This window comes from uncultured Gilvimarinus sp. (assembly GCF_963972205.1).
Classification (GTDB): Bacteria; Pseudomonadota; Gammaproteobacteria; order Pseudomonadales; family Cellvibrionaceae; genus Gilvimarinus; species Gilvimarinus japonicus.
On sequence record NZ_CAXAUC010000001.1, the window covers coordinates 470,123 to 494,849 of the forward strand.

General features: G+C 53.2%; 21 protein-coding genes and 2 tRNA genes. 21 read left to right on the forward strand and 2 right to left on the reverse strand.

Annotated elements, in window-relative coordinates; genetic code table 11:
- Positions 1-16: 16 nt before the first annotated feature.
- The 8 genes from ccmA to AACY82_RS02000 all read left to right on the forward strand — a co-directional run bounded on the left by ccmA (position 17) and on the right by AACY82_RS02000 (position 6,005).
- Positions 17-667, forward strand: coding sequence for a cytochrome c biogenesis heme-transporting ATPase CcmA (ccmA, locus tag AACY82_RS01965; RefSeq protein WP_339615079.1), 651 nt, complete (start codon positions 17-19; stop codon positions 665-667).
- On the forward strand, positions 660-1,358 hold the full coding sequence (ccmB, locus tag AACY82_RS01970) for a heme exporter protein CcmB (RefSeq protein ID WP_339615080.1): 699 nt from the start codon (positions 660-662) through the stop codon (positions 1,356-1,358). The genes ccmA and ccmB overlap by 8 nt, the downstream gene beginning before the upstream one ends.
- Positions 1,359-1,376: 18 nt before the next feature.
- A complete protein-coding gene (ccmC, locus tag AACY82_RS01975; protein WP_339615081.1) occupies positions 1,377-2,156 on the forward strand; it encodes a heme ABC transporter permease CcmC in 780 nt (259 codons plus the stop codon).
- The gene (ccmD, locus tag AACY82_RS01980) at positions 2,153-2,365 is read left to right on the forward strand and encodes a heme exporter protein CcmD (RefSeq protein WP_339615082.1); all 213 of its coding nucleotides are present in this window, start codon (positions 2,153-2,155) and stop codon (positions 2,363-2,365) included. The genes ccmC and ccmD overlap by 4 nt, the downstream gene beginning before the upstream one ends.
- A 12-nt stretch (positions 2,366-2,377) precedes the next feature.
- Positions 2,378-2,842, forward strand: coding sequence for a cytochrome c maturation protein CcmE (ccmE, locus tag AACY82_RS01985; RefSeq protein ID WP_339615083.1), 465 nt, complete (start codon positions 2,378-2,380; stop codon positions 2,840-2,842).
- Complete coding sequence (locus AACY82_RS01990; RefSeq protein WP_339615084.1) at positions 2,832-4,811, forward strand: heme lyase CcmF/NrfE family subunit; 1,980 nt, start codon at positions 2,832-2,834, stop codon at positions 4,809-4,811. The genes ccmE and AACY82_RS01990 overlap by 11 nt, the downstream gene beginning before the upstream one ends.
- Entirely contained in the window at positions 4,811-5,344 is a 534-nt protein-coding gene (locus AACY82_RS01995; protein ID WP_339615085.1) for a DsbE family thiol:disulfide interchange protein, read from the forward strand. The genes AACY82_RS01990 and AACY82_RS01995 overlap by 1 nt, the downstream gene beginning before the upstream one ends.
- A gap of 205 nt (positions 5,345-5,549) precedes the next feature.
- Positions 5,550-6,005, forward strand: a complete 456-nt coding sequence (locus AACY82_RS02000) for a hypothetical protein (RefSeq protein ID WP_339615086.1) — start codon at positions 5,550-5,552, stop codon at positions 6,003-6,005.
- Positions 6,006-6,397: 392 nt separating this feature from the next.
- Here AACY82_RS02000 and AACY82_RS02005 read toward each other — a convergent pair.
- A tRNA-Asp gene (locus AACY82_RS02005) sits at positions 6,398-6,474 on the reverse strand.
- Between the two features lie 30 nt (positions 6,475-6,504).
- Positions 6,505-6,580, reverse strand: a tRNA-Val gene (locus AACY82_RS02010).
- A 170-nt stretch (positions 6,581-6,750) separates the two neighbouring features.
- On the opposite strand from AACY82_RS02010, the gene AACY82_RS02015 reads away from it, so the two are divergent.
- The 13 genes from AACY82_RS02015 to AACY82_RS02075 all read left to right on the forward strand — a co-directional run bounded on the left by AACY82_RS02015 (position 6,751) and on the right by AACY82_RS02075 (position 24,724).
- Positions 6,751-7,233, forward strand: a complete 483-nt coding sequence (locus tag AACY82_RS02015; protein ID WP_339615087.1) for a cytochrome c-type biogenesis protein — start codon at positions 6,751-6,753, stop codon at positions 7,231-7,233.
- A complete protein-coding gene (gene ccmI / locus AACY82_RS02020; protein ID WP_339615088.1) occupies positions 7,226-8,518 on the forward strand; it encodes a c-type cytochrome biogenesis protein CcmI in 1,293 nt (430 codons plus the stop codon). Before AACY82_RS02015 ends, ccmI begins: the two co-directional genes overlap by 8 nt.
- 268 nt (positions 8,519-8,786) lie before the next feature.
- Positions 8,787-12,296 carry a chromosome segregation protein SMC gene (gene smc, locus AACY82_RS02025; RefSeq protein ID WP_339615090.1) on the forward strand — a complete coding sequence of 1,170 codons (3,510 nt, stop codon included), beginning with the start codon at positions 8,787-8,789 and terminating at the stop codon, positions 12,294-12,296.
- Between the two features lie 64 nt (positions 12,297-12,360).
- The gene (gene zipA, locus AACY82_RS02030; protein ID WP_339615091.1) at positions 12,361-13,311 is read left to right on the forward strand and encodes a cell division protein ZipA; all 951 of its coding nucleotides are present in this window, start codon (positions 12,361-12,363) and stop codon (positions 13,309-13,311) included.
- Between the two features lie 45 nt (positions 13,312-13,356).
- Entirely contained in the window at positions 13,357-15,399 is a 2,043-nt protein-coding gene (gene ligA, locus AACY82_RS02035) for an NAD-dependent DNA ligase LigA (protein ID WP_339615092.1), read from the forward strand.
- Positions 15,400-15,462: 63 nt separating this feature from the next.
- Positions 15,463-15,888, forward strand: a complete 426-nt coding sequence (locus AACY82_RS02040; RefSeq protein WP_339615093.1) for a hypothetical protein — start codon at positions 15,463-15,465, stop codon at positions 15,886-15,888.
- Between the two features lie 36 nt (positions 15,889-15,924).
- Positions 15,925-16,905 carry a porphobilinogen synthase gene (gene hemB, locus AACY82_RS02045; RefSeq protein ID WP_339615094.1) on the forward strand — a complete coding sequence of 327 codons (981 nt, stop codon included), beginning with the start codon at positions 15,925-15,927 and terminating at the stop codon, positions 16,903-16,905.
- Positions 16,898-17,194: a DUF3012 domain-containing protein gene (locus AACY82_RS02050; RefSeq protein ID WP_339615095.1), complete on the forward strand. Its 297-nt coding sequence runs from the start codon at positions 16,898-16,900 to the stop codon at positions 17,192-17,194. Before hemB ends, AACY82_RS02050 begins: the two co-directional genes overlap by 8 nt.
- A 5-nt stretch (positions 17,195-17,199) precedes the next feature.
- Positions 17,200-18,651, forward strand: coding sequence for a Wadjet anti-phage system protein JetA family protein (locus AACY82_RS02055; RefSeq protein ID WP_339615096.1), 1,452 nt, complete (start codon positions 17,200-17,202; stop codon positions 18,649-18,651).
- Positions 18,648-19,325 (forward strand): DUF4194 domain-containing protein, encoded by a 678-nt coding sequence (locus AACY82_RS02060; RefSeq protein WP_339615097.1) that lies wholly within the window; start codon positions 18,648-18,650, stop codon positions 19,323-19,325. Before AACY82_RS02055 ends, AACY82_RS02060 begins: the two co-directional genes overlap by 4 nt.
- A gap of 2 nt (positions 19,326-19,327) precedes the next feature.
- Positions 19,328-22,936: an SbcC/MukB-like Walker B domain-containing protein gene (locus tag AACY82_RS02065; RefSeq protein ID WP_339615098.1), complete on the forward strand. Its 3,609-nt coding sequence runs from the start codon at positions 19,328-19,330 to the stop codon at positions 22,934-22,936.
- Between the two features lie 43 nt (positions 22,937-22,979).
- Positions 22,980-23,843 carry an ion transporter gene (locus AACY82_RS02070; protein ID WP_339615591.1) on the forward strand — a complete coding sequence of 288 codons (864 nt, stop codon included), beginning with the start codon at positions 22,980-22,982 and terminating at the stop codon, positions 23,841-23,843.
- Between the two features lie 23 nt (positions 23,844-23,866).
- Positions 23,867-24,724 (forward strand): ATP-binding protein, encoded by an 858-nt coding sequence (locus AACY82_RS02075; RefSeq protein WP_339615099.1) that lies wholly within the window; start codon positions 23,867-23,869, stop codon positions 24,722-24,724.
- The last annotated feature ends 3 nt before the right edge of the window (positions 24,725-24,727 follow it).

Sequence of the window (24,727 nt, forward strand, 5' to 3'; positions counted from 1 at the left end):
GACATTGGATAAAAACGTGAGTGAACCGCTACTGACACTGGAAAATCTAAGCTGCGAGCGCGATGGCCGCACGTTATTCAGTGGTGTTCACTATACCTGCAATCGCGGTACCTTGCTGCAAATTGTCGGGTTTAACGGTGCTGGTAAAACGACCTTGCTGCATACGTTAGCGGGGCTGCTACCGGCCTCCAGCGGTACGGTACTGTGGCGCGGGCAACCCGCCCATCGTCAGCGGCAGGCATTTTACCAAGAGTTACTCTACCTCGGGCATCAGGTGCCGGTTAAGCCTCAGTTGAGTGTTCGCGAGAACCTTTTATGGCTCGGCGCCCTTAATCCCCCCGCCACTGAGGCCGCTATCGCCGAGGCGCTTGCCGAGGTCGATTTGGCGGGCTTTGAAGACTCCCCCAGCTACGCACTCTCGGCGGGACAAAAGCGTCGGGTGTTATTGGCGCAGTTATATCTAAGCCGTGCCACATTGTGGATATTAGATGAGCCCTTTACGGCGATTGATAAGGCTGGCGTACAAAAACTTGAAGCGGCTATGGCTTGCCACGCGGCCAAGGGCGGGGTAGTTTTGTTTACCTCTCACCAACCTTTGGCGATGGCGGAATTTTCAATACTAGACTTGTCGGCTTATCAAACCCCACAGGAGTTTGCCGATGCCTAATACGGATAACCGTTATCAAATAGGTGCGGGTTTTAAAGCCGTGATACGCCGCGACCTTACCTCCCTGTGGCGCAACCGCAGCGATATCGCGAGCCCGCTGGTGTTTTTTCTTATCAGTATTACGTTGTTGCCCCTAGGGGTTGATCCGTCCGATAAGCTGTTAGCCACCATTGCGCCGGGTATGATTTGGATAATGGCGTTACTGGCAACGCTCTTGTCGCTTGATACCTTATTTCGGCAGGATTACGACGATGGCAGCTTAACCCAATTTATCTTGTCTCCGCAGCCGTTATATCTTACGGTGCTGGCCAAGGTTATCGTCCACTGGCTGACGACGGGGTTGCCCCTTGCGCTTATTGCCCCGGTTTTAGGCGTCATGTTATCACTGCCTTCTGGGGGCTACTGGCCACTTGTGTTATCGTTAACAATCGGTACCGCTATTATGAGCTTAATCGGCGCCATGGGTGCAGCCCTTACGGTATGCTTGCGCAGCAGCGCACTGGTGTTAACGCTTATTATTATGCCACTGTATTTACCGGTACTGATTATCGGCGCCAACACTGTCAGCTCGGCCGTGGCCGGGTTTGGCGCCACCCAAGGGCTTGCTTTGTTAGGGGCGGCACTGGCGCTAGCACTATTGGTTATGCCTTTGGCGGCAGCCGGAGCGCTACGAATATCATCCAACCACTGATAATAATGAGGTAGACACTTGGCTTGGCAATGGTTTCATCGACTCGGTTCACCCCGCTGGTTTTATGAAAAAACCAGTCGTTGGTTGGTTTGGTTTGCGCCTCTGACAATTTTACTGATGCTACTGGGTATTGGTTGGGGGCTTGGATTTGCCCCAATCGACAGCAAGCAGGGCGATAGTTACCGCATCATCTTTATCCATATGCCGGCCGCGGCACTGGCGTTGGCTGGTTACTATATTATGGCCATCGCTGGGGCGGTCGGGCTGATTTGGAAAATGAAGCTGCCCTTTATGGTGATGAAGTCTGCCGCACCTATTGGTGCGGCGCTCACAATTTTAACGCTCGCCACCGGTTCGCTCTGGGGGCACCCGACCTGGGGGACATTCTGGGAGTGGGACGCACGCAATATTTTTATGCTGGTATTACTGTTTTTGTACGCCGGCATCGTTGTACTGGCCGAGGTGTACCCCAGCCGTGATGCGGCCGATAAAGCCTGTGCCATTCTGGCGTTGGTAGGCACAATCAACGTGCCCATTATTTATAAGTCCGTCGATTGGTGGTACAGCTTACATCAGCCCGCCAGCATCAAGCTTACCGGCGGCTCTTCTATTCATTGGAGCATGCTTTATCCGTTGCTTCTGTGTATTTTGGCGTATTACTGCTTTTATACCTTGGCGCTTATTCTATACACTCGCCGCGAAATTCTGGTGCGCGAAGCTCGCACTACTTGGGTCGTGCAGCTGGCTCAAGCCCGGCTCGCGCGAGGCAAGGGCCGCCCAGCCGAGGACGCGCTATGATTGAGTTCAGATTTTCGTCGTTAACCGAATTTTTACAAATGGGTGGTCACGGCATTTACGTATGGTCGTGCGCAGCTATTGCGCTGGTTATTCTGACCGTACTGCTGGTATACCCCATTATTACCGCTCGCTCACAGTTGGTGCGTATTCAACGCCAGCAAGCGATGCAACAAGAGCGACATCAGCACGCGCGCTCCAGCGGCCCATAACCGGACACTTTTATGCATCCAGCTAGAAAACAGCGATTAATCATCGTTATCGCCATAGTCGTTTTATCCAGTATTGCCGTGGGTTTGCTGGTGTACGCACTGCGACAAAACATTAATTTGTTTTACCCGCCTAAAGCGTTTAGTGCCGATGAGGTGCCACGCGATGTGCGCTTGCGCGCGGGAGGCTGTGTAAGCCCGGGTACGGTTGTGCGCAGTGACGACTCGCTGCACGTAGAGTTTACGTTGGTCGACCCCAACGGCGCCTTAAAGGTTAATTATGACGGTATTTTGCCCGACTTATTTGCCGAGGGTGAGGCCGCAGTAGTCAACGGTCTGTGGCGCGACGACGATATATTCTATGCCGATCAGGTGCTCGCAAAACACGATGAAAACTACATGCCACCGGAGGTTGCCGAGGCCATGAATAACGGCGAAAAGCATGAGGCGACTTGCGAGGAAATGTCTTATGGTTCCTGAGTTTGGCCACTTTGTATTGATCTTGGCGCTGTTGATCAGCGCCGCCTTGTTTGTCTTGCCTCTATTGGGGGCGCAAATTCGCTCTTTGCCGCTTATGCTATCGGCACGCTCGTTAGCGACGGGGCAGTTTGTATTAATCGCTATCGCTTTTGGCTGCTTAACGTGGGCTTTTGTTCACGATGACTTTTCGGTCGCTTATGTGGCCAATCACTCCAACAGCTTAATGCCGGTTTACTACAAAATCAGCGCGGTATGGGGAGGTCACGAAGGTTCGCTGCTGCTATGGATTTTGATGCTGTCGGGCTGGACGTTCGCCATTACTATTTTCAGCAAGGCGTTGCCGATCGATCTGCAATCGCGAGTGCTCGCGGTGATGGGGTTTATTGCCACCGGCTTTTTGATGTTCATCTTGTTTACCTCTAACCCATTTGACCGTGTTTTACCTCTGGCGGCACTGGACGGCGCAGACTTAAATCCGCTGTTGCAAGACCCGGGGTTAATTTTTCACCCGCCGCTGCTATACATGGGTTACGTCGGCTTTAGTACGGTATTTGCTTTCGCTATTGCCGCATTGCTGACCGGTAAGCTCGATAGTGCCTGGGCCCGTTGGTCGCGTCCCTGGGCAACGACAGCCTGGGCCTTTTTAACGATTGGTATCGCGCTGGGAAGTTGGTGGGCTTATTACGAGCTTGGCTGGGGCGGCTGGTGGTTTTGGGATCCGGTGGAAAACGCGTCCTTTATGCCTTGGTTGGTGGGCACGGCACTTATTCACTCGCTGGCCGTCACCGAAAAACGAGGGTTGTTTAAAAGCTGGACCATTTTGCTGGCTATTTTTGCCTTCTCACTAAGTTTGCTGGGGACATTTCTGGTTCGCTCCGGGGTGCTTACCTCTGTGCATGCGTTTGCCAACGATCCAGAGCGCGGCCTATTTATATTAGTCTTTTTGGCCGTTGTGGTTGGTGGTTCACTGTTGCTTTTTGCGTTGCGCGCGCCGGTGGTTAAAAGTGCCCCCGGCTTTAAATTTTTGTCCCGTGAAACATTGCTGTTGGCCAATAATGCATTACTTGTGATTAGTATGGTTACGGTGTTGTTTGGCACGTTGTTTCCGTTAGTGGCCGATGCGCTCAAGCTGGGTAAATATTCGGTAGGCGCACCTTATTTTAATGTAACGTTTTTACCCTTTATGGTCATCATCTGTCTATTGATGGGCATTGCTCCGGCGAGTCGCTGGAAACGCACCGAGGCTAGTGCGGTTCGCCGTACTGTAACTGCGCCACTGGCGCTGTCGGTGGTGCTAGCGCTTATTGTTCCGTGGTTGCTGGGCGACTTTGCCCTTAGCATGGTTTTGGCGACATGGTTGGGCAGTTGGGTTGCATTAACCACGCTAAAAGATGTGTGGTTAAAAAGTGCCAATAAAAATGGCCGGGCTAAAGGATTGCAACAGCTTAGCCTTAGTTACTATGGCATGGTGGTCGCGCACTTAGGTATCGCATTGGCCGTGCTTGGGGTTTGTTTTACCAGCCATTACAGCGATGAGCAAAAACTGCGGATGGACGTAGGAAAGCCGGTCGAAGTGGCGGGCTATCAATTTACGTTGGAGCAGCTAGATAAAGTGCGGGGGCCCAACTACGTAGCCGACCAGGCGACCGTGAGCATGAAAAAGGATGGCCACCTATTACGCACCTTAAAACCACAAAAACGTCGCTACCTTGCCAGTGGTCAAATGATGACTGAGGTGGCGATTGACCCGGGCTTTACTCGCGATGTGTATGTCGCCATGGGAGATAATATTGATGCCGACAGTTGGGCAATGCGCGTGCACTACAAAGCGTTTGTACGCTGGATTTGGTTGGCCGCGCTAATGATGGCCGCCGGTGGCGTTATGGCGATTGTCGATAAGCGTTATCGCAAGCGCGCCACGATACACAAAGCCAGTGCGGCACCAAGTGCCGTGGGGGAGGGGGCTTAATGGGCCGGTTTAAATTATTTGTTCCGTTAATCGTTCTGCTTATTTTGCTGCCGTTGTTTTACGTTGGTTTGTCACTTGATCCGAGCGCTATGCCTTCAGCGCTCATCGGTAACCCAGTGCCCGATTTTGAGCTGACCACTTTGGAAGATGAAAGCCGCACCGTAACGGCTAAGCAGCTACGGGGTGAGGTTTTACTGCTTAATGTTTGGGCGACTTGGTGTTTTGCCTGTAAGGCCGAGCACCCATACCTTGTGCGCCTGGCCGAGCAAGAGGGCGTCAAGATTATTGGTATTAACTACAAAGATGAAAGAGCGCCCGCGCAAAAGTGGCTGAAAGATTTGCACAACCCTTACGAGTATAGTTTGTTCGATAACGAAGGTCGGTTAGGTTTGGATTTAGGTGTGACCGGCGCGCCGGAAACCTATGTTATCGACCGTGAAGGGGTTGTACGGTACCGCCATATTGGTGTTGTTGATGAGCGAGTTTGGCAAGAAACGCTTAAACCGTTATATCAATCGCTCAGCAAAAATTAATCGGGCTTGCTGGTACTGTGACGTAAGAGTGTCGTGTTTTTCGTAAAATGTAACAGAACCGGCTGTCACGGCTCGGTGTATCAAATTTGTAAGTTATGCTTTTTGGGTTGGATGTTTTGAGTTATTGATTATGGCTTTCGAGTAACACGCGTTTTAAAGCGTTGCGCTTAAAGTGGTTAGCTTCGGCTAGGAAACTTTATTTTATATGAGCGTCAATAAGGAACGAATTTACAAGCTTATAAAAGTCACCTACTTTGCGTTAATCCCGCTCACACTAATGATAGGTGTTTATTGTGAGAGCAAGCCTACTGATATGGTTGCCGGCGAGGTGACCATATCGCTGGCTCTTTCATTTCTTCCTACTACGATAGGTTTTCTGGGTGCTTATTTTATTAGGCCTGGAGGCAATGTTAAAAAAGCTTTTTTTGGCGCTTTTTTGCTGCACTACATCATAAGCTACCTGTGTTTTATCTTGATGCTCTGGATGTTTGTTTTTTCTGAAAGTAGCCCCTACGATCAAATGACAGCAGCTGGTATGTCACTTCTTGTGACTTATGCTCTTTTTTACAACTCTTTGATTGTTTTACTTGTGACTTTTTTCGGGTGCTGGTTTTATTGCCTGATTAGTCATGCTTTGCGTCACCGGAGGAGGCATCGTTGATGGTAAAGGCTTGTGGAAAAGGTCTATAAGAGATGTTGGGTCGTGAGGTATGCAGGTAATACGGCTAAGAGGTGCCGCTTTTGACCCCTGCGACTGAGTCGAGCGGAGGCCTATTGGGGTAAGAGATCAAGCTCAGTGTTCTCAGGAGTTTTGCGTAGACATAAAAAAGGCCCCACATAATGTGGAGCCTTTTTAAGTAGTGGCGGACCGGACGGGAAACATGGCCGCCGTCCAGGCGTCCACCCTACGGGCAGCGCCTTCGCGCTGTGCCAATTCGCTCCCGGCGAATTGGTCGAACACCGCTTCGCGGCTTCATCGTCCCGTCCGGCGAACATGGACATATTTAGCAGACATAAAAAAGGCCCCACATAATGTGGAGCCTTTTTAAATAGTGGCGGACCGGACGGGACTCGAACCCGCGACCTCCGGCGTGACAGGCCGGCATTCTAACCAACTGAACTACCGGTCCGCAAAACTTAACCCGGTACAAACTGTTAAGTGGTGGGTGGTACAGGGATCGAACCTGTGACCCTCGCCTTGTAAGGGCGATGCTCTCCCAGCTGAGCTAACCACCCGCGTTCAGAAGGTGCGTATTCTAATGATTCGCGCGCTGACGTCAACCACTTTTTTTGAATTGTTACACTTTTTTTATGCGCTTAAAAAGCGGGCCCGATACACGGCTGTATACTCGCATACAGTGCGGTGGGTCGGTATACTCGCTTAAACACGAATAAGGTCATTAAAGATGCACAAACTGTTGATTCCTTTACTGATATTTTTTGCTTCCGTGTGTTCCGCAGAGGCCATATACCAGTTTGATAGTGAGGTCGATGAGTCTCGCTTCAACGCCTTCATTAACGAGATGCGCTGCCCCACATGCCAGAGTCAAAACCTTGCTGGTTCCGATTCGATGATCGCGCAAGATTTACGTCGCGACATTTACGAGCAAATCCAGGATGGGCGCAGTGACAAAGAAATTACGGACAACATGGTTGCTCGTTACGGTGACTATATCCTCTACCGGCCGCCACTGACTGGGGCGACGTTAGTGCTGTGGGCGGCGCCCATAGTACTGCTGATTATTGCCATTGTTGCCATTATTTTGCTGGTACGTAAGCGCCGCGCTGAACAGCTCGAGCAGCCGCTGGATTCGCGCGAGCAAGCGAAGCTCGATCAGCTACTAAAATCATCAGCGACAGGCAAGCATCAGGAGCAGCCCCATGAGTGAGTTTATGTTGGCTGCAGCGGCAGCGGTATTGTTTGTTGTTGTGGTATTTATTTGGCCCACCTGGCGAGCAAGACGCTTGGCGGGTGCGAGTGGCGAGGCGGTTCAGGCGGGTGATCAACGCACGGATGAGAATTTAGCCCTGTACCGCGAGCACGTAGCGGAGCTGGAGAGTGAGTTGCGGCTAGGGCGCATCGACCAAGCGCAGTACGATCGCCTGACCGCCGAGCTGCAGCGCAATTTTTTGGCCGATCAAGGGGTTGACTCCGAGCGGCCGCTTAATCGCCGTGGGGGCAGTATTCTGGTGGTGAGTTTGCTGCTGCTGGTGATGGCGAGTGTCTGGATGTACCTTAGTCGCGGCTCTAGTGGCGACGTGCTCTTCTCGCAAATGCAGCAAGAGCTTGAGCGCGACAATATGGCGTTGATGCAAGCCGGCCAAGCGCCCGATCCCGAGCGGACCCGTGAACTACTAGAAGCGATAGAAGCGCGCCTGGTTAACCACCCAGAAAACACTCAATACTGGTATTTGCTAGGCCGCTATGGCAGCCAAATTGGCGATTTTGACGCCGCTGAACGGGGCTTTCGCGAAGTCTATCAAAGCGCTCCGGCCGATGCGGGTAATGCCTCGGCACTTGCCCAGGCGATATTCTTAAATAATGGCAACCAGCTAAATGACGAGGTTGAATTTTTAGTGGCTCGCGCTTTAGAGGTTGACCCTAAAGATACTACGGCCTTAGGCCTTGCTGGCATTATTGCGTTTGAACAGCAGGAGTTTGCCGAAGCGGCCCGCCATTGGGGCGCCGCCGTCAAGCTAACACCCGAGGGTGCCCCAGGGCGACAAGCTCTGATGGCGGGGGTCGCGCGTGCACTTAAAGAGGCGGAGCAACATGGTCAGTCGGTCGCAGGGGTAAAAAAATCCGGCCAAGCAGAGCCTGCGAGCGAGTCGAGCTGGTCGATTCCGGTGACTGTCTCTCTTGCGCCCGATCTGGAGCTACCCAAGGGCGGCACTCTGTTTTTGTATGCGCGAGAATATCAAGCGGGCCCAATGCCCCTAGTGGTTACTCGTCTGCCCGCAACACAGTTTCCTATGACTATTGTCTTGGATGAAACAATGGCCATGACAAGCACTGACCGGTTGTTTGCCAAAGGCCAAATCGAGATAGTGGCACGAGTGTCCCAAAGTGGTCAGGTGAGTGCCGCCCCTGGGGATCTCCAGGGGTTGCGTGGTCCGTTGGCGATTGACGAGCTGCCGGAGCCTCTGGAGATTACTATCGATACTCAGCTGTAGCGAAAGCCGCTCAGGGTGATTACTGCGCCATTTGCCTAAAGTTTGCACAGAGCTTTGGCGTGGCGCTAAAAATGCTCGCCCAATGCCCAAAAAGATTACGGTTTTGCTTGCGCGAAAGGTGTAAACGCAGGGGCAAATGTGTAGAATTCTCCGTTAAAATTCGGCTCGCTGCGGGTTCTGAGCGCCAGTGTACGGGTCAGCTCAATCTCTGAATGTCGCAAAGCTTCCAATACTCGCCCCGTGCGAAGATAACGAGTGACAAGGACCTATGCGGTTAAAATGTATTAAATTGGCGGGGTTTAAATCCTTCGTCGACCCAACAACCGTCAACTTTCCCAGCAACCTCGGCGCGGTCGTGGGCCCCAACGGCTGCGGAAAATCCAACATTATCGATGCTGTACGCTGGGTTATGGGTGAATCATCCGCCAAAAACCTGCGTGGCGAGTCGATGACGGACGTTATTTTTAACGGTTCGGGTGGCCGTAAGCCTGTTGGTCAGGCCTCCATCGAGCTGGTGTTCGACAACAGCGATGGCACCTTAGCCGGTGAGTACGCCGCCTTCACCGAAATATCCATCAAGCGTAAAGTTAGCCGCGACGGACAAAACAACTACTACCTCAATGGCGCTAAATGCCGCCGCCGCGATATTACCGACATCTTTTTAGGCACCGGCTTAGGGCCGCGTAGCTACGCCATCATCGAGCAGGGCATGATCTCGCGCTTAATTGAGGCCAAGCCCGAAGAGCTGCGGGTGTACATCGAAGAAGCCGCTGGTATTTCTAAGTACAAAGAGCGTCGCCGCGACACCGAAAACCGCATGCGTCGCACCACGGAGAACCTCGAGCGCTTAACCGACATTCGGGATGAACTAGAGCGCCAGCTGTCGCGCCTGGAGCGTCAGGCACAAGCGGCCGAAAAATACACCGAGTTTAAAAAGCAAGAGCGTCAGCTTAAAGCACAAGTGCAAGCTATTAAGTACCGCGAGCTAGATCAACAAGCCAGTGGTAAACAACAGGCGATTCGCGAGCTGGAGCTACGCATGGAGTCGTTTGTGACCGAGCAGGTCAGCAAAGACACCACCATTGAAAAATGCCGTACCCAGCACGCTGAGTTCAGTGACAAGTTTAACGAGGTTCAAGGCCGTTTTTACGCGATTGGCGCTGATATCGCACGGGTTGAGCAGAGTATTAAACACGCTGAAGAGCGCAACCGGCAACTGCAAGCCGACATCGAACGCACGGAGCGCGAGAGCAACGAAGCACAAGATCGTTTGCGGCTCGACACCGAGAAAGCCGAACAATGGCAGGAAGAGTTACTGGAAATTGAGCCAGAGCTGGAGTTGGTACAGGCCGCCGAGGAATCGTCCGGGGACTTGCTGGCCGAGGCCGAGGAGCAAATGCAGGCCTGGCAGGGTGAGTGGGACGACTTTAACCTGCGCGCGGCCGAGCCGCGCCAGCGGGCCGAGGTTCAGCAGTCTCGAATTCAACACTTAGAGCAAGTGCAGCAACGTTTGTTAAGCCGGGTAGAAAAGCTCAACGAGGAAAAGCGTGGCCTGGGTGACACCAGCGTCGATGACAGTGAGATCGAGCAGCTGCGCGAGCAGTTGGCCGAGCTTGAAATGCTGATGGACGAGCAGCGCGAGCGGGTAGAGGGCTACGCCGACCAGCTTGAGCAATTGCGCACTGACGGCCAACGTTTTAGCGAAGAGCTCGACAGCAAGCGCAGCCAACTGCAAAGTATGCGGGGCCGACACGCGTCACTCGACGCGCTGCAGCAAGCCGCTTTGGGCGAAAAAAACAAAGCCGTTACCGGCTGGTTAGAGGCTCGCGGCTTAAGCGATGCACCGCGCTTAGCCGAGGACGTCAGCGTCACCGACGGTTGGGATAAAGCCCTTGAGACTGTGTTGGGCAATACTCTGCAAGCGGTGTGTGTCGATGGTATCGACGGTACCGCCGAGTTTATTGCCGAGCTGGCACAGGGCGAGCTGGTGTTGCTGGATCGCAAGGCGACAGCGGCCGCGAGCAGCGCAAACCATACGGCCTTAGCCAGTCATGTCTCTGCCAGCTGGGATGTCGCCGGTTTGCTGAGCGGTATTTACGTCGCCGATGATTTAACCGCAGCGCTGGCTATGCGCGAATCTTTAAAGGCCGGCGAGTCAGTGGTGACTCGTGATGGCGTATGGCTCAGTCAACACTGGCTAAAAGTCGCCCGCGATACCGATGCCAGTGCCGGTGTGATTGCCCGCCGGCAAGAGATCGAAGAGCTGGATGCGGCGATTGTCGAGGCGGAAAACGCCGTTGAACAGCTGGCCCAAAACTCGGCCGAAAATCGCGATCAATTAAAAACCGTCGAGAGCGACCGCGAGAGTGTGCGCCGCGAGCTGGACAGCCACAACGCGCGTCACAGTGAATTGCGCTCCAGCATCAGTGCCAAACAAGTGCAGCTCGAGCAGCTGGGTATGCGCAAAAGCCGTCTTGAGTCAGAGGTGCGTGAAGCCCGCGAGCAAATGGAGCAAGAGGCTGAGCAGCTCGCCGAGGCGCGGGTTATTTTAAGCGATGCCATTGGCGCCATGGAGCAAGACACCGATGAGCGCGAATCGCTGTTGGCGCGACGAGACGAAATTCGCGGCAGGCTTGACGGGGCGCGGCAGAAAGCGCGGCACGACAAAGACAAAGCCCACGAACTGCAAATGCGCGCGGCGTCACTTAATACCCAAATTGACAGTATTAAACTCAACCTCGCCCGCCTACGCGAGCAGACTGAGACGCTAACAGAGCGACGTGAGCAACTGGCCGAGTCCATGAGCGAAAACCGCGACCCGGCGGAAGAAAACAAGATGGAGTTAGAGTCGGCGCTGGCAAAACGCATTAACGTCGAAGAGGAGCTAAGCGAGTCTCGCCGGGCGTTAGAGGCGGTGGAGCACGATTTGCGTGAGGCCGAGCAATCGCGCAACAAAGCCGAGCAAGAGGTTCAGGCGGTACGCAGCCACTTAGAGCAAGAGCGTTTAGCCGCGCAAACCTTTGAGGTTCAGCGCAAGGGCTTGGCCGAGCAGCTCGCCGAAGACAGCTTTGATTTACAGACGTTGCTCGATAATCTGGAAGAGGGTGCCGAGCGCGCGCCGCTTGAGTCCGAGCTAGAGCAATTGGCCAACCGTATTAGTCGGTTGGGGGCCATTAACTTGGCCGCGATTGATGAGTACAAAACCGAGTCGGAGCGCAAAAATTATTTAGATGCGCAAAACGAAGATTTAAACGAAGCGCTCGAAACTCTGGAAAACGCTATCAAGAAAATCGATCGCGAAACCCGCACACGCTTTAAAGAAACGTTCGATCAGGTTAACGGCGGTTTACAAGAGTTGTTCCCCAAAGTGTTTGGTGGTGGGCACGCCTATTTAGAGCTCACCGGGGAAGACATGCTGGATACCGGCATCGCTATTATGGCGCGGCCACCGGGTAAACGTAACAGTACTATTCACTTGCTTAGTGGTGGTGAAAAAGCACTGACCGCGATTGCGTTGGTCTTCTCGATTTTCCGCCTTAATCCGGCACCGTTTTGTATGTTGGATGAGGTTGATGCGCCACTGGATGATGCCAACGTTGGCCGTTACGCGCGCATGGTGGAAGAAATGTCAGCTCAGGTTCAGTTTATTTACATCACCCACAACAAGATCGCCATGGAAATGGCTCATCAGCTGCTCGGTGTCACCATGCACGAGCCCGGTGTGTCGCGCTTGGTAACTGTGGATGTCGATGAAGCCGCCGAGCTTGCCGCCATTTAAACGCCGAGGCTAAATACCCCTCGGCTAAGAATTAACCAGACAGAGAACTCGTGGACAGAGAAATATGGAAACGTGGTTAACGATTATTGTCGTTTTATTAATTGTCGGAATCTTACTGGATGGCTGGCGCCGCATGCGCGCCTCGCGACGCGACGCGATCCGCGTGTCGAAACGCGCAAAGCGTTTTGACAGTAGTGCAGAGCCGTTTGATGAACCTTTTACCAGTGAGCTCCCCAACGGCGGTGCTCGTGTTGCCTCGCGCGGCATGAACGACGAGTTTGAATCCGACGACGCGCATCAGGGCCAAAGCAAAAGTCGTATCCCGCAACAAGTTACGCTTAATTTAGATGAGTCTGTACCGATGCTTATGGAGTCGGTAGAGCAGAACTCAGCGCAACAAAACAAGCCAGAACAGACAAGCGAACCACAGTTTACTGCCGATGAAAGCCTAGGCGGTGATGACGGACGCGTTGAGCCAAGTTTTAGCGCCTTTGACGAAGCCGATGAGCCCGAAGTAGATCAGCCCTATGACGAGCCCCGTGTACAAGATCGCGGCGAGCCCGAAGCGCCGCCAGAGCAACCTGATGAAGTGGTTATTATCAATGTGATGGCGCCCGAAGGGCACCAGTTTGCGGGAAATGCACTGCTGGATGTTTTGTTGCAGTGCGGTATGCGCTTTGGCGACATGAATATTTTTCACCGCCACGCTCACGAAACCGGTGAGGGCCCGGTGCTGTTTAGCTTGGCCAATATGGTTAAACCCGGCGTGTTTGATTTAGAAAATATGGCCAGCTTTCATACCCCGGGAGTCAGTTTGTTTATGACGCTTCCGATGCGCCCTGACAGTTTAAAATCGTTTGATATTATGCGCGAGGTTGCTCAGGCACTGGCCGACAACTTAGGTGGCGAGCTAAAAGATGAAAACCGTAGCGTGATGACCCGCCAGACCATGGAGCATTGCCGCCAGCGTATTGCCGAGTACGAACGCAAACGTCTGTCCCGCGCAACCAGCTAACCCGAAAGCGATATTCGGCAACCGTTTGATCAGGTAGAGTTAACTTTGGCCCAGCAAAAATCTGATTCGGTAACCACCGAAATTAACCGGTTGCGTGACGAGATCAACCGGTTTAATTACCAGTATTACGTGCTTGACGATCCGACCGTACCGGACGCCGAGTACGACCGTTTGTTTAATCGGCTCAAATCGATTGAAGACGAGCATCCGAGTTTAATCACGCCCGACTCGCCAACCCAGCGGGTCGGGGGTGAGCCGCTCGCCTCTTTTAATACCGTCGCTCACGAAAAACCTATGTTGTCACTCGACAACAGTTTTGCCGATGCCGATTTAATCGCCTTTGATAAGCGTTTAAAAGATCGCCTCGGCCTGCAGAGCGATATCGAGTATGCCTGCGAGCCAAAGCTCGATGGCATTGCGATTAGTTTACTGTATGAAGGCGGTTTGTTGGTGCGGGCCCTAACCCGTGGCGATGGCTTAAATGGTGAAGACATTACCGCCAATGTGCGCACCATTAAAACCGTGCCACTTAAGTTGTATGGCCATGATTTTCCGCAGCGCTTAGAAGTGCGCGGCGAAATTTTTATGCCCAAGGCAGGTTTTGCCGCCCTTAACGAGGCCGCACGAGCCGCCGGTGAAAAAGTTTTTGTAAACCCGCGCAATGCCGCCGCCGGTAGCTTGCGGCAACTGGACTCACGAATTACCGCCAAAAGACCACTGCAGTTGTGCGCCTATGGTGTCGGCATTCACGAGGGGCAGGCGCTTCCAGAAAAACATACCGATATTCTCTATCGTTTAAAGCGCTGGGGTTTTTCCCCCAACGATCAGTTGCAAACGGCCAGCTCAATTGCCCAGTGCATTGAATATCATCAAGCACTGGGCGAAAAACGCGAACGCTTGGCGTACGATATCGACGGTGTGGTTTTTAAGGTAAATGATATCGAGCGGCAAGAAGAGCTCGGGTTTGTCTCGCGGGCACCGCGCTGGGCAGTTGCCTATAAGTTTCCGGCGCAAGAAGAAATGACCACCTTGGACGCGGTAGAGTTTCAGGTGGGGCGCACCGGCTCAATTACCCCTGTGGCCCGCTTGGCGCCGGTATTTGTCGGCGGGGTAACCGTATCTAACGCGACGTTGCACAATCGTGACGAGATTGCGCGCCTTGATGTGCGCATTGGTGATACCGTGATTGTGCGCAGGGCGGGGGATGTTATTCCTCAGGTTGTCGCGGTGGTGCAAGAGCGTCGCCCGCCCGATGCGGCCGAGATTGTGTTTCCCTCACAGTGCCCTATATGTGGCTCGCCGGCGGCCGAGGTGCCGGGCGAAGCGGCTATTCGCTGCGAGGGTGGTTTGATTTGCCCGGCACAGCGCAAAGAGGCGATTCGCCACTTCGCCTCGCGCAAGGCCATGGATGTCGATGGCTTGGGCGATAAGCTGGTAGAGCAGTTGGTGGATAAATCGCTTATTAGTACCGTTGCAGATCTATTTACGCTGAGCCGCGAGCAATTGTCGGGGCTAGAGCGAATGGGTGAAAAATCGGCTGACAATTTACTGGCGGCGTTAGCGGCCAGTAAAAAAACCAGTCTAGAGCGTTTTATTTACGCCCTGGGGATTCGTGAGGTCGGTGAAGCTACCGCGCGCAACTTAGCAAGCCACTTTGGTCAGTTAGATGCGCTAGCCGCGGCCGATGAGCAGACGCTGCAAGCGGTCGACGATGTTGGCCCAGTGGTCGCACATTTTATTCGCGACTTTTTTGTCGAGCATGAAAACACCGATATTATTAACCGCTTGCGCGAGCTGGGTGTTAATTGGCCTGAGCAAGAGGTGGCGGCCAGCACCGACAAACCACAACCTTTGGCCCAGCAAACTGTGGTTATCACCGGATCGCTAGAGAGTATGAGTCGCGATGAAGCTGGCGATAAGCTGCGTGCTCTGGGGGCCAAAGTTGCCGGCAGCGTTTCGAAAAAAACGAGTTTTATTGTTGCCGGCCCCGGCGCCGGGTCTAAGCTCAGCAAAGCCGAAGCACTCGGCGTTAAAATACTCGACGAAGACGCCTTACACGCGCTTTTGTCCGAGCACGAGGGTGCCTAGCGATAAACAACACATTAACCACCGCGATAAATACCGTGCGCTTGCGCATTGATGGGTAGGGTTATGGATCAAGAGTCGATTGTCTACGGCTGCATTAAAGACAGTATTCAAGGCGTTGGCTACCGCGACCGAATACGCGCCAATCGCGAGGCAATGTTAACCCTGCCGCGCGCGGATAACTGGCCATTTTTGTGCCAAGAGATGTTTGCAATTCCGGCACTCGATGTTCTAACGCGCAATTACCAGACCGAGGTGATGCACTTTGGCGCTTCTTATAAAGCCGTCGAATACGAATGGAGTCAGTGGATTGAACAGTTTGAAACGCTGCTAGGCAAAATGTACTGGGTCTCAGCAACGGTCCACTTAGAAACCGAGTTGTGTGGCACCCATACCTTTACCTGGGAAAGTAGCCGCAACTATCACACGCCGGGCTCTGGTGATATGTACGTCCAGTGTCAGTGGAGCCACGAGAGCTCGCTGGGACTTTAACTTAGACACTTACCCACGATATTGGCAGAAACCATTATGCAGACACCACAATTTCGCTTTCGCCGTTTGCGTCGCACCAGTGCCTTACGCCGTATGGTACGTGAGACAGAGCTTACCTGCGCCGATTTTATCTTGCCGATCTTCGTCGAAGAGGGCATCGATGAGCCCGTCGCCATTGCCAGTATGCCGGGCGTGGTTCGCTACCCAGAGGCGCAGTTGGCAAGTGTCGTAAAGCGCGCAGCGGCCGCCGGCATTCCAGCGGTTTTATTGTTTGGTGTGTCGCAACACAAAGATGCGGTGGGCAGCGATACCTTTGCCGATGATGGCTTGTTAGCACGCATGATTAAAACCGCTAAAGCCGCCGCCCCCGAGATCACCGTTATTAGCGACAACTGTTTTTGCGAATACACCGATCACGGTCACTGTGGTGTGGTCGCCGATAATGACGTCGATAACGACGCAACCTTGGTTAATTTACAGCGTCAAGCACTGGTGTGTGCCCACGCGGGCGTCGATATGATTGCGCCGTCCGGTATGCAAGACGGCATGATTGCAGCGCTGCGCGAGGCGTTAGATGACGCGGGGTTTGGCCACATCCCGATTATGTCTTATTCGACTAAATTTGCCTCGGCGTTTTACGGGCCGTTTCGCGATGCCGTTGATAGCACTTTTAAAGGCACTCGCAACACCTACCAAATGGACCCAGCCAATGCCCGCGAGGCGTTAGCGGAATCGCTGCAAGACGAAGCCGAAGGCGCCGATATTTTAATGGTAAAGCCAGCTTTGGCTTATCTCGATATCGTCCACCAAATCGCCGCTCACAGTGAGCGGCCGGTAGCGGTGTATCACGTCAGTGGTGAGTACGCCATGATTAAGGCGGGCGCCGCCGCCGGTGTGATTGATGAACAAGCCATTGTCATGGAAACCATGCTGTCGTTTAAACGCGCCGGAGCCGATTTGATTATTACCTATTACGCCGAGCAAATTGCCCACTGGCTGAGTGAACACCATGTCTAAATCGTTAATTATTTCTTTGATATCTATTGTGATTGGGGTTATCACCATCGCGGTCGGGCTTTATGTCTTAAGTGTCACCCCAGCGCCTGCGCCTGCACCAGGTGCCGCCGATCCTTTTGTGGTGATGCCTCAGGTAAAAACGCCACAAGCCTCGGAGGATAACAGCGTACCCAGTGCGCCGGCCGAGCGTGGCTCCGAGACCTGGTGTGAGCAAATGATGAATAAACCTGACGACAGCTGGGGCGATGCAGACGCCCGCTTGTTTGCTAAAAACTGCGTGTACGAATAACCCTTATGTTTTTTCGCGAGCCACAGGCTCATTTTTTTAATCCGTTAACCGGTAAATATCGCGAGGTGGTCGTCGAATGCCTGCGGCTGCTGTACCAAAAGCTTTACACGGAGTTGCACGACTATCAAAGCCTGCTTGATCGCAACGGTATCGTCGCGGTTTTTATGGAGGCAATTGCCCGCAACCCGGTGGTGTTTGACGATGATGAACGAGAGGGCGAAGGGCGCTTTAAAAGCCAGCGGGAGCTGGCCGGTTTTATTTTAAACCGGCTGCTGGAGTTTGGTTGGCTAGAGTGTCAGGTCGATAGTGCCACCTTAACCAGCCACTACGCGTTTACCCGTACCGGGCGTTTGTTTACTCAGCCATTATTGGACGTTGGCAAACAGCGGTTGCACACCCGTCACCGCAATACCCGAAACACCCGCAATAGTCTGCAGGCGTTTGCCGATCGCGGTGAGTACAGTGATTTATTGGATGCCTACGATTACTCCGAGCGTATTATCAGCGATTTCTCTGACATTATCGCCGAGCTGGCCGATCAGCGGCGCGAGCTGGTGCGCGAGATGGAAAGCCAACAGCTGATCCATCGCGCCTCCGATCAGTTTTTTGATTTTATGGAAAAGCGCTTTATGCCCGACTTGGCCGTTCGGCTCTCGGCTGACAGCGTAGAGAAGCATCGCGACGCAATCGCCGGTTTAATTTTGTCGATCAAGCGCAAAACCAAAACATTCAAAGCGGATGCCGAACGAGAGTTACGCCAAGTTTTGCCCCAGCTGGTGGCCGAAAACACTCAGCGCTCGGTGCTTTACTATTTACTCGAGGCCATCGAACGGCGCCTAAGAGACGCCTGCGACACCATGCTGCCGCAGCTGCGCGGCGCGCTGAATAACTTTACCCGTCGCGCCGAAACCATTATGCGCCAGCTCAGTTACCTTAATAATGGTCAGTCCGATCAGTTAATTAACCTTTGCCGAAGGTTACGCACGCTTCCCGATGAGCAAAACCGTGTGCTTGGCGAAATAGCACCTGCGCTGCAAAACTGCCAGCTGCGCTATATTGACCCTGGGCAAAACCAGCTGCGCCAAAGACGCCCCAATCAAGTGGTGCTCAGTCGCGTGACGGCGCCGCCCAGTCTTGATCAGGACGCCCGTAAAGAGTTGTACATCCAACAGATGCTCGATCAGGCCTTTGCGTTCCAAGGTGGTCAGCTGCGCGATTACGTACATCGGGCACTGGCCGATACCGGTGTGGTTAACTCGCGGTTTTTACCGGTGGGTAACGCGCAAGATTTATTAAAGTTATGCCATGTGATTGAAGTGGCATCGGCGGATAATCTGGGGCACGACTACTACTTTAGCGTTACCGAGTTGGGTCGGCTTGAGCGGCAAGATGATGACTACTTAATCGAGCGGGATATCTTTGAAATTAAATTGCACCACATTACGGAGTCCGCGTGAGCGATAATCTTTTTCTGGGCGAACTCAATCAAGTGCTCGAGAGCGCCAACGTAAGCTTCGAGGCGTGGCGTGAGCTGGTGATGCGCCTTCTTGATTACGGCGTCTTGTGTCGCAATGAAAGCCAAATTGAGCAAGAGCTGTACGATCGTTTTGTGCGGCTTGAGGTTGCCCTGCACGATTATTTGGCCCTAAGCGGCATTCGCCTACAACACGACCCGCGGCATGAGTTTGTGCGCGTGCTACCGCCCGGCGCGGATTTTCCCGGCATCGAGAGTGACGATTTACCTTACACGGGGATGCGCAGCAAACTCGGCCAACACGAAATCGCGCTGGCATTAGTGCTGCGGATTGAATACGACAAGGCGTTAAGAGAGGGGCAGGTTGAAGATGGTGGCTCGGTATTGGTCCCTATGGAATCTGTGGTCATGAGTCTTAAAAACCTGCTGGGGCGCGATCTGCCAGAGCCGGTGGTGGAAAGGCGCCGCCTGCTGCGCGGTCTTAAGCAGCTGCGCTTAATTGATTACAACAGCGACGACGAACAAGCCGAGCCTTGGTTGCGGGTTCGCCCTCTCATTATTAACTACGTATCCGATAGTGTGATTGACCAACTGCTGCAAGCAACTCCCGACCCTGTTGACTCGGTAACGCTAGACGATACCGAGGGCGAGGACTAACCGTGTTTTTACGAGAATTTTTCTACGTTAATTGGGGCAATATTCCCAATCGCTGCCTCAGTTTTGACAAAATCAATTTGTTTAGCGGTGGCAATGGCTCTGGCAAAACCACCGCCGCCGATGCTATTCAAACCCTAATGACTGCCGCCCATGATGGCTTGTTTCACTTTAACCCAGGCCAAGACGAGAGCACTCAGCGCGGTCGCGGTGGTAAAACCGTGCGCACGTTAGCCTCCTATGTGCTCGGTTGTGATGACGGCAGCTACGCCCGCCCCGATGGCGCCGATGGTTATTTGGCGGGGCTCTTTCACCCTACACCCGGCGAGAGCGGCTCGCCTTTTGTCGCACTTATTGGTGTGCGCGCCCTGTTGGATCGCGCCGGAAATCAAGCGGTAGCGCGCCAGCGAGATATTGAATTTTTTATTATTAATACCGCCAGCTTTAGTTTGTCTGAGTTGGAAAAAGCCGATGGTGACGACTTGCGGGTTTTGCCATTGGATGTTGCCTACACGCGCCTGCGCACCAGTTTTGGCGCCGATAAGGTCGAGCGGTACGAGCGCAAGGGCGCCTACCTAGCGCGCCTGTACGGGGCTTTGCGAGGCAAGCCCGATGCGGTATCCGATCGTGAAGCGCGCCGCGCGGCACAGGCGTTTTCGCGTTTTATGGCCTACAAGCCTGTGTCGAGTATCGATCAGTTTGTCTCCAGTGAGATTCTTGAGGCGCGCGATCTTGGCCGCGCCATTGGCGATGTTTCCAGTATGCTCAAGCGTATCCACGCGATGGAAGCCGATGCCAAATCGTTGCGCGAGCGCATCGGTGTGATTGGCGCTGCACGGCAGTGCGCCGATCAATTTGTCGACTCTTGGTTGCAACAGCAACAGCTTGCGTATCAAGCCGCACGCGCCAGTTATTTATACGCTCAGCGCGATTACGTTAAAGCAAAAGATGAACAACAGCTGCAGCGCACTGAGCTTAATCAGTGCGAAACCAAGCGCACGCAATTGCAAACGCGCCGCGACGAGGTAAGGCAACACAGTATTGAGTTAGAAGGGCGCCGTCAGGGCGTTGCCGCGCTGCGCGACAAAGACACACTGGAGCGCGATATCAATGCCAGCCAACGCACATTGGCCGAACTGGCCGGCCGCTTGGGTGAAGCCGACCAGCAGTTAAAGCGCAACGCGCGCGGCTTGGATACGTTAGTGCGCCTTACCCAGCGCACTTCTCTGGTGTTAGAGATTCCTCAGCTGGGTGAGAAAGAGCGTATCGCCAATATGCGCCAGATTATCGAGCTGACCGACAATTTAATTGAACTGCCCCGGCTGCTCAATCACGACTGGATTGACAGTGCGCCGCTGGAGCAACAAGTTAAAGCGGCGCAGACCTTACAAGGGCTGAGCGATAAAGTGCTCGAACCGTTGGGGCGCGAAGGCGCATTGGCCGAGCGCATGAGTGAGTTGCTGTTTAATCGCACCCGCGAGGCGCAGCGCAACAAACAAAAACTAGAGCAGCTGCAAACCGAAGTCGACGCCTTGCAAAGTGCGCAGGTGCGTTACCCACGCTATGTCTCTACTGCATTAAAGGCGATTAATCAGCAATATCCCGACGCCGACGCCCGGGTGTTGTGTGATCACGTTGAGGTACTTGATCCAGAGTGGCAAAGCGCTATTGAAGGTTACATAGGCGGCGCTCGTTTTGGTATTTTGGTGGCCCCCGATTTTGAGGCACGCGCGATACAACTGGTGCGGCAACTGCCCAAAAGCGAGGGCCGCGCGCGGGTCATTCAGGGCAGCAAAGCCCGTGAGGACGTCGCCAAAACGGCCCCCAATACCGACTCGATCGTTGCCTTGATGAGCTTTAGTCACGCCACTGCCGAGGCCTACCTGCGCGCCAGTTACGAGTCTGTGCGCTGCGTATCGGACGCCGAGCAATTGCGCAACACCCGCCGCGGCCTTACCGCCAATGGTATGGCGTCGGGCAATTACGCCATGTTCCGCTGTGATATGGCCGATGCCGATTTGGTGTTTGGCCAAAGCGCCCGGGAGCGGGCACTACTGGCAAAGCGCGAAGCATTGGTCAATTTAAACGCCGATTGGCGCGGCGCCTCGGACCAGTTAGCCGAGTTAAAACAGCTGGCTGATGCCGTCAAGCAACTGGCGCCGACCCCCTACGGTAACGTGTTAACCGAGCTTGCCACGCAACAGCGCCGTATTGCCGAGTTAGAGCAAGCGCTGACCGAATTGGACTTAAGCGAGTTCTCGGATCTGGAAGACAAACTGCAACAATTGCACGCCGATGAGCGAAAATTGCTGGATGATATGGCGGAGCTTGATCGCACCCAGGGTGGTATCGAGCAGCGTTTAAAACAGCTTGGTGGGGATCTTAAAGCCCGCTCCGAGCGTCAAGAAGAGTTGCTGGAATCGGCCGAGCAGTGCGAGCACAACCTGCGTTTACACGCTGGTAAATGGCCCAGTTTCGATGTTGAAACAGCCCTTGAGCGTATCGATAACGAGTTGTCAATCGATGCCGCTGCGCGCTATCGCAATGAGCACGAGGCGCTCGATGGAGAGCTATTGGCATTGCTTAACCGCTTGCAGCGCTTAGTGCTGGAGTACAACCGCGATGCCGGCGGCGACGCGATTGCCTTTGAGCCCGACTTTAACCAAGACGTGGCCAACTTTAATTTGGTATGCGGTACCCGTGGTCAACTAGACAGCCTGCACAACAAACTGAATAACAATATTCTCGCCAACAAAAGCGAAGAGCTATCGCGCTTGCGCGCCAGTTTTAATCACACTTTTGTCAGCCATTTGTGTCACTCTATTTACCAAGCGGTAGAAGAGGGTGGCCGCAGCTTAGAGGTGCTTAACGACGAGCTAAAACAGCACCGTTTTGGCGCCGACCGCGAGCGCTTTTACTTTGGTTGGGAGTGGGTCGCCGAATACCGCGACTACTGGCAGTTTTTTAAAGCGGTGATGCACAACCCCGGTATGGAAGAGAGCGATGGCTTGTTCTCGGATGAGCTAAGCGCTAAACACCGTCAAGTGCGTGATCACTTAATGGCCATGCTACTGGACGATGACCGTGAGCGGGCCGAGCGGGAATTGGCCCGCATTACTGATTACCGACACTACCGGCGTTACGAGATTTATAAACAGCCCGAGGGTAAAGAGCCCATCGCGCTATCGCGCTACGGTACTGGCTCTGGGGGGCAGCTGGAAACGCCCGCCTATATTATACGGGCTGCGGCGATTACCTCGGCGTTTAGGTTTAACGAGGGCGACACCCATTTGCGCATGGTGCTAGTGGATGAGGCGTTTTCTAAAATGGATGAACATCGCTCCCGCGAGGTAATCCGCTATTTAACAGAAGCGCTTGGCTTGCAACTGTTGTTTATTATGCCTACCAGCAAGTCCGGGCCCTTTATGGATATCATTACTCACCAAACAGTGTTTACCAAGTGCGCTACCACCGATTATATTGGCGAGCTCAAAAGCCGGGTGCTGGTCGATAGCCAAAAGCTCAATGTCGACAAAGTAGGTAAGCTATGGGCCGAGCATCGCGCCGAGGTAAGTCATCAGGCGACGCTGGATTTTATGGAAGAGTTTGTGTAGCAACACCGAATCATAAACAGGCTAACTAAAGACTATGAGTGAGATGATACCCGTTAACTTACCCACTGAGGGTGACTCTTGGCAGGCGCGCTTTAACCGGCTGCGTAGCAATAAAGCCTTTGAGTTGTTTGTGGTCAGTATTATCGTGTTCTCGGCGCTGGTTATTGGCGCTAAAACTTACGATATTCCACCGCTGGCAAGCAAGATTGTGGTTGGGCTCGATTGGGCTATTACCCTGTTTTTTTTGCTGGAGGTCAGTATTCGCTTTTGGGGTGAGCCACGCAAGCGCGACTTTTTTAAATCCGCCTGGAATATATTCGATACTGCTATTGTCATCGTCAGTTTAATTCCTATCGAAAACAGTGATATGGCCTTGGTGGGCCGTTTGATTCGGGTGTTTCGCGTACTGCGGATGGTTTCCATCATTCCCGAATTGCGCATTTTGTTAAGTTCGCTTCTTAAAGCCTTGCCACAATTGGGCTACGTGGCGCTGCTAATGTTTATAATTTTCTATATTTACGGCGCCATCGGCAGCTTGTTTTTTGCCGATATCAATGACGTGCTTTGGGGCGATATCGCCATCAGTATGCTCACCTTGTTTCGGGTCATGACATTTGAAGATTGGACCGATGTTATGTACGAAACAATGGAGGTCTATCCGTTAAGCTGGATATTTTACGTCAGTTTTATTTTTCTGACCGCGTTTGCCTTTTTGAATATGATTATCGGTATTGTGGTTAATGTGATTGAAAAAGAAAATCAGGCACGACAAATAGAAGAGGAGGGCGAGCAGCCCGCGCGCAAAGACCTTGAAACCCAGTTGACAAACTTGCAGCGCTCGGTCGATTTACTGCTGGCGCAACAGGCAGCTGATAAACCCCCGTCTGATAAAACCAGAAATTTATAATTGATTTACCGCGGAGCAATAACATGGCTGATTTTGATCATTTGCTAACCCGTGTCGACTCGCTCATCGACCGTTTAGAGCGGTTGCTGCCCACAGCTCCTCCCGCAACTGACTGGAGTGCGCCGGCTTTTTACTGGCGCAACAGTTCGGGTGGTGGTTACTTGCAAGGCGTAGACAACCCTCATCACATTGCTTTAGATGCACTGCAGAATGTCGATCGACAGAAAGCGGCTGTGCTGCGCAATACCGCCCAGTTTGCCGCCGGTAAGCCGGCGAATAACGTACTGCTGACCGGCTCGCGGGGCACAGGTAAATCTACCCTAATCAAGGCTTGCTGGTACCAATATCAAGATAGCGTCAAACTCATTGAAATCGACAAGCCCGACTTATCAAGTTTAGGAGACCTGTTGCAACAAATTTCTGGTCGCCCGGAACGCTTTATCGTTTATTGCGATGATCTGTCCTTCGAAGAAGGTGAGCATCATTACAAAGCCCTTAAGTCGGCGTTGGACGGCTCTATTTGCGCCCCCGGCGATAACGTTTTGTTTTACGCCACCAGTAATCGGCGCCACTTACTGCCCCATAAAATGAGTGAGAATCTTGAAACCACGCAAGAACATGGCGAAATTCGGCCGGGCGATAGCATCGAAGAGAAAACATCTTTGGCTGAACGTTTTGGATTGTGGCTGAGTTTTTACCCCTTTAGGCAAGAGGAGTATCTGGCGGCGGCGCGTTTTTGGATTGAAGACATGGGCGGCACCTGGAGCGATGACATGCGTGCCGATGCGCTGCGCTGGACCATGACCCGTGGCTCGCGCAGCGGCCGGGTCGCATGGCAATTTGCCCGGGATACGATTGGGGCGTTAAGTTTAAAGGAGTAAACG

Coding starts and splice junctions, on each gene's coding strand:
- AACY82_RS02000 (WP_339615086.1), top strand. CDS start 5,550: ATGAGCGTCAATAAGGAACGAATTTACAAGCTTATAAAAGTCACCTAC.
- AACY82_RS01995 (WP_339615085.1), top strand. CDS start 4,811: ATGGGCCGGTTTAAATTATTTGTTCCGTTAATCGTTCTGCTTATTTTG.
- ccmD (WP_339615082.1), top strand. CDS start 2,153: ATGATTGAGTTCAGATTTTCGTCGTTAACCGAATTTTTACAAATGGGT.
- AACY82_RS02070 (WP_339615591.1), top strand. CDS start 22,980: ATGATACCCGTTAACTTACCCACTGAGGGTGACTCTTGGCAGGCGCGC.
- hemB (WP_339615094.1), top strand. CDS start 15,925: ATGCAGACACCACAATTTCGCTTTCGCCGTTTGCGTCGCACCAGTGCC.
- AACY82_RS02050 (WP_339615095.1), top strand. CDS start 16,898: ATGTCTAAATCGTTAATTATTTCTTTGATATCTATTGTGATTGGGGTT.
- smc (WP_339615090.1), top strand. CDS start 8,787: ATGCGGTTAAAATGTATTAAATTGGCGGGGTTTAAATCCTTCGTCGAC.
- AACY82_RS02015 (WP_339615087.1), top strand. CDS start 6,751: ATGCACAAACTGTTGATTCCTTTACTGATATTTTTTGCTTCCGTGTGT.
- AACY82_RS01990 (WP_339615084.1), top strand. CDS start 2,832: ATGGTTCCTGAGTTTGGCCACTTTGTATTGATCTTGGCGCTGTTGATC.
- ccmE (WP_339615083.1), top strand. CDS start 2,378: ATGCATCCAGCTAGAAAACAGCGATTAATCATCGTTATCGCCATAGTC.
- zipA (WP_339615091.1), top strand. CDS start 12,361: ATGGAAACGTGGTTAACGATTATTGTCGTTTTATTAATTGTCGGAATC.
- AACY82_RS02075 (WP_339615099.1), top strand. CDS start 23,867: ATGGCTGATTTTGATCATTTGCTAACCCGTGTCGACTCGCTCATCGAC.
- ccmB (WP_339615080.1), top strand. CDS start 660: ATGCCTAATACGGATAACCGTTATCAAATAGGTGCGGGTTTTAAAGCC.
- AACY82_RS02055 (WP_339615096.1), top strand. CDS start 17,200: ATGTTTTTTCGCGAGCCACAGGCTCATTTTTTTAATCCGTTAACCGGT.
- ccmI (WP_339615088.1), top strand. CDS start 7,226: ATGAGTGAGTTTATGTTGGCTGCAGCGGCAGCGGTATTGTTTGTTGTT.
- AACY82_RS02040 (WP_339615093.1), top strand. CDS start 15,463: ATGGATCAAGAGTCGATTGTCTACGGCTGCATTAAAGACAGTATTCAA.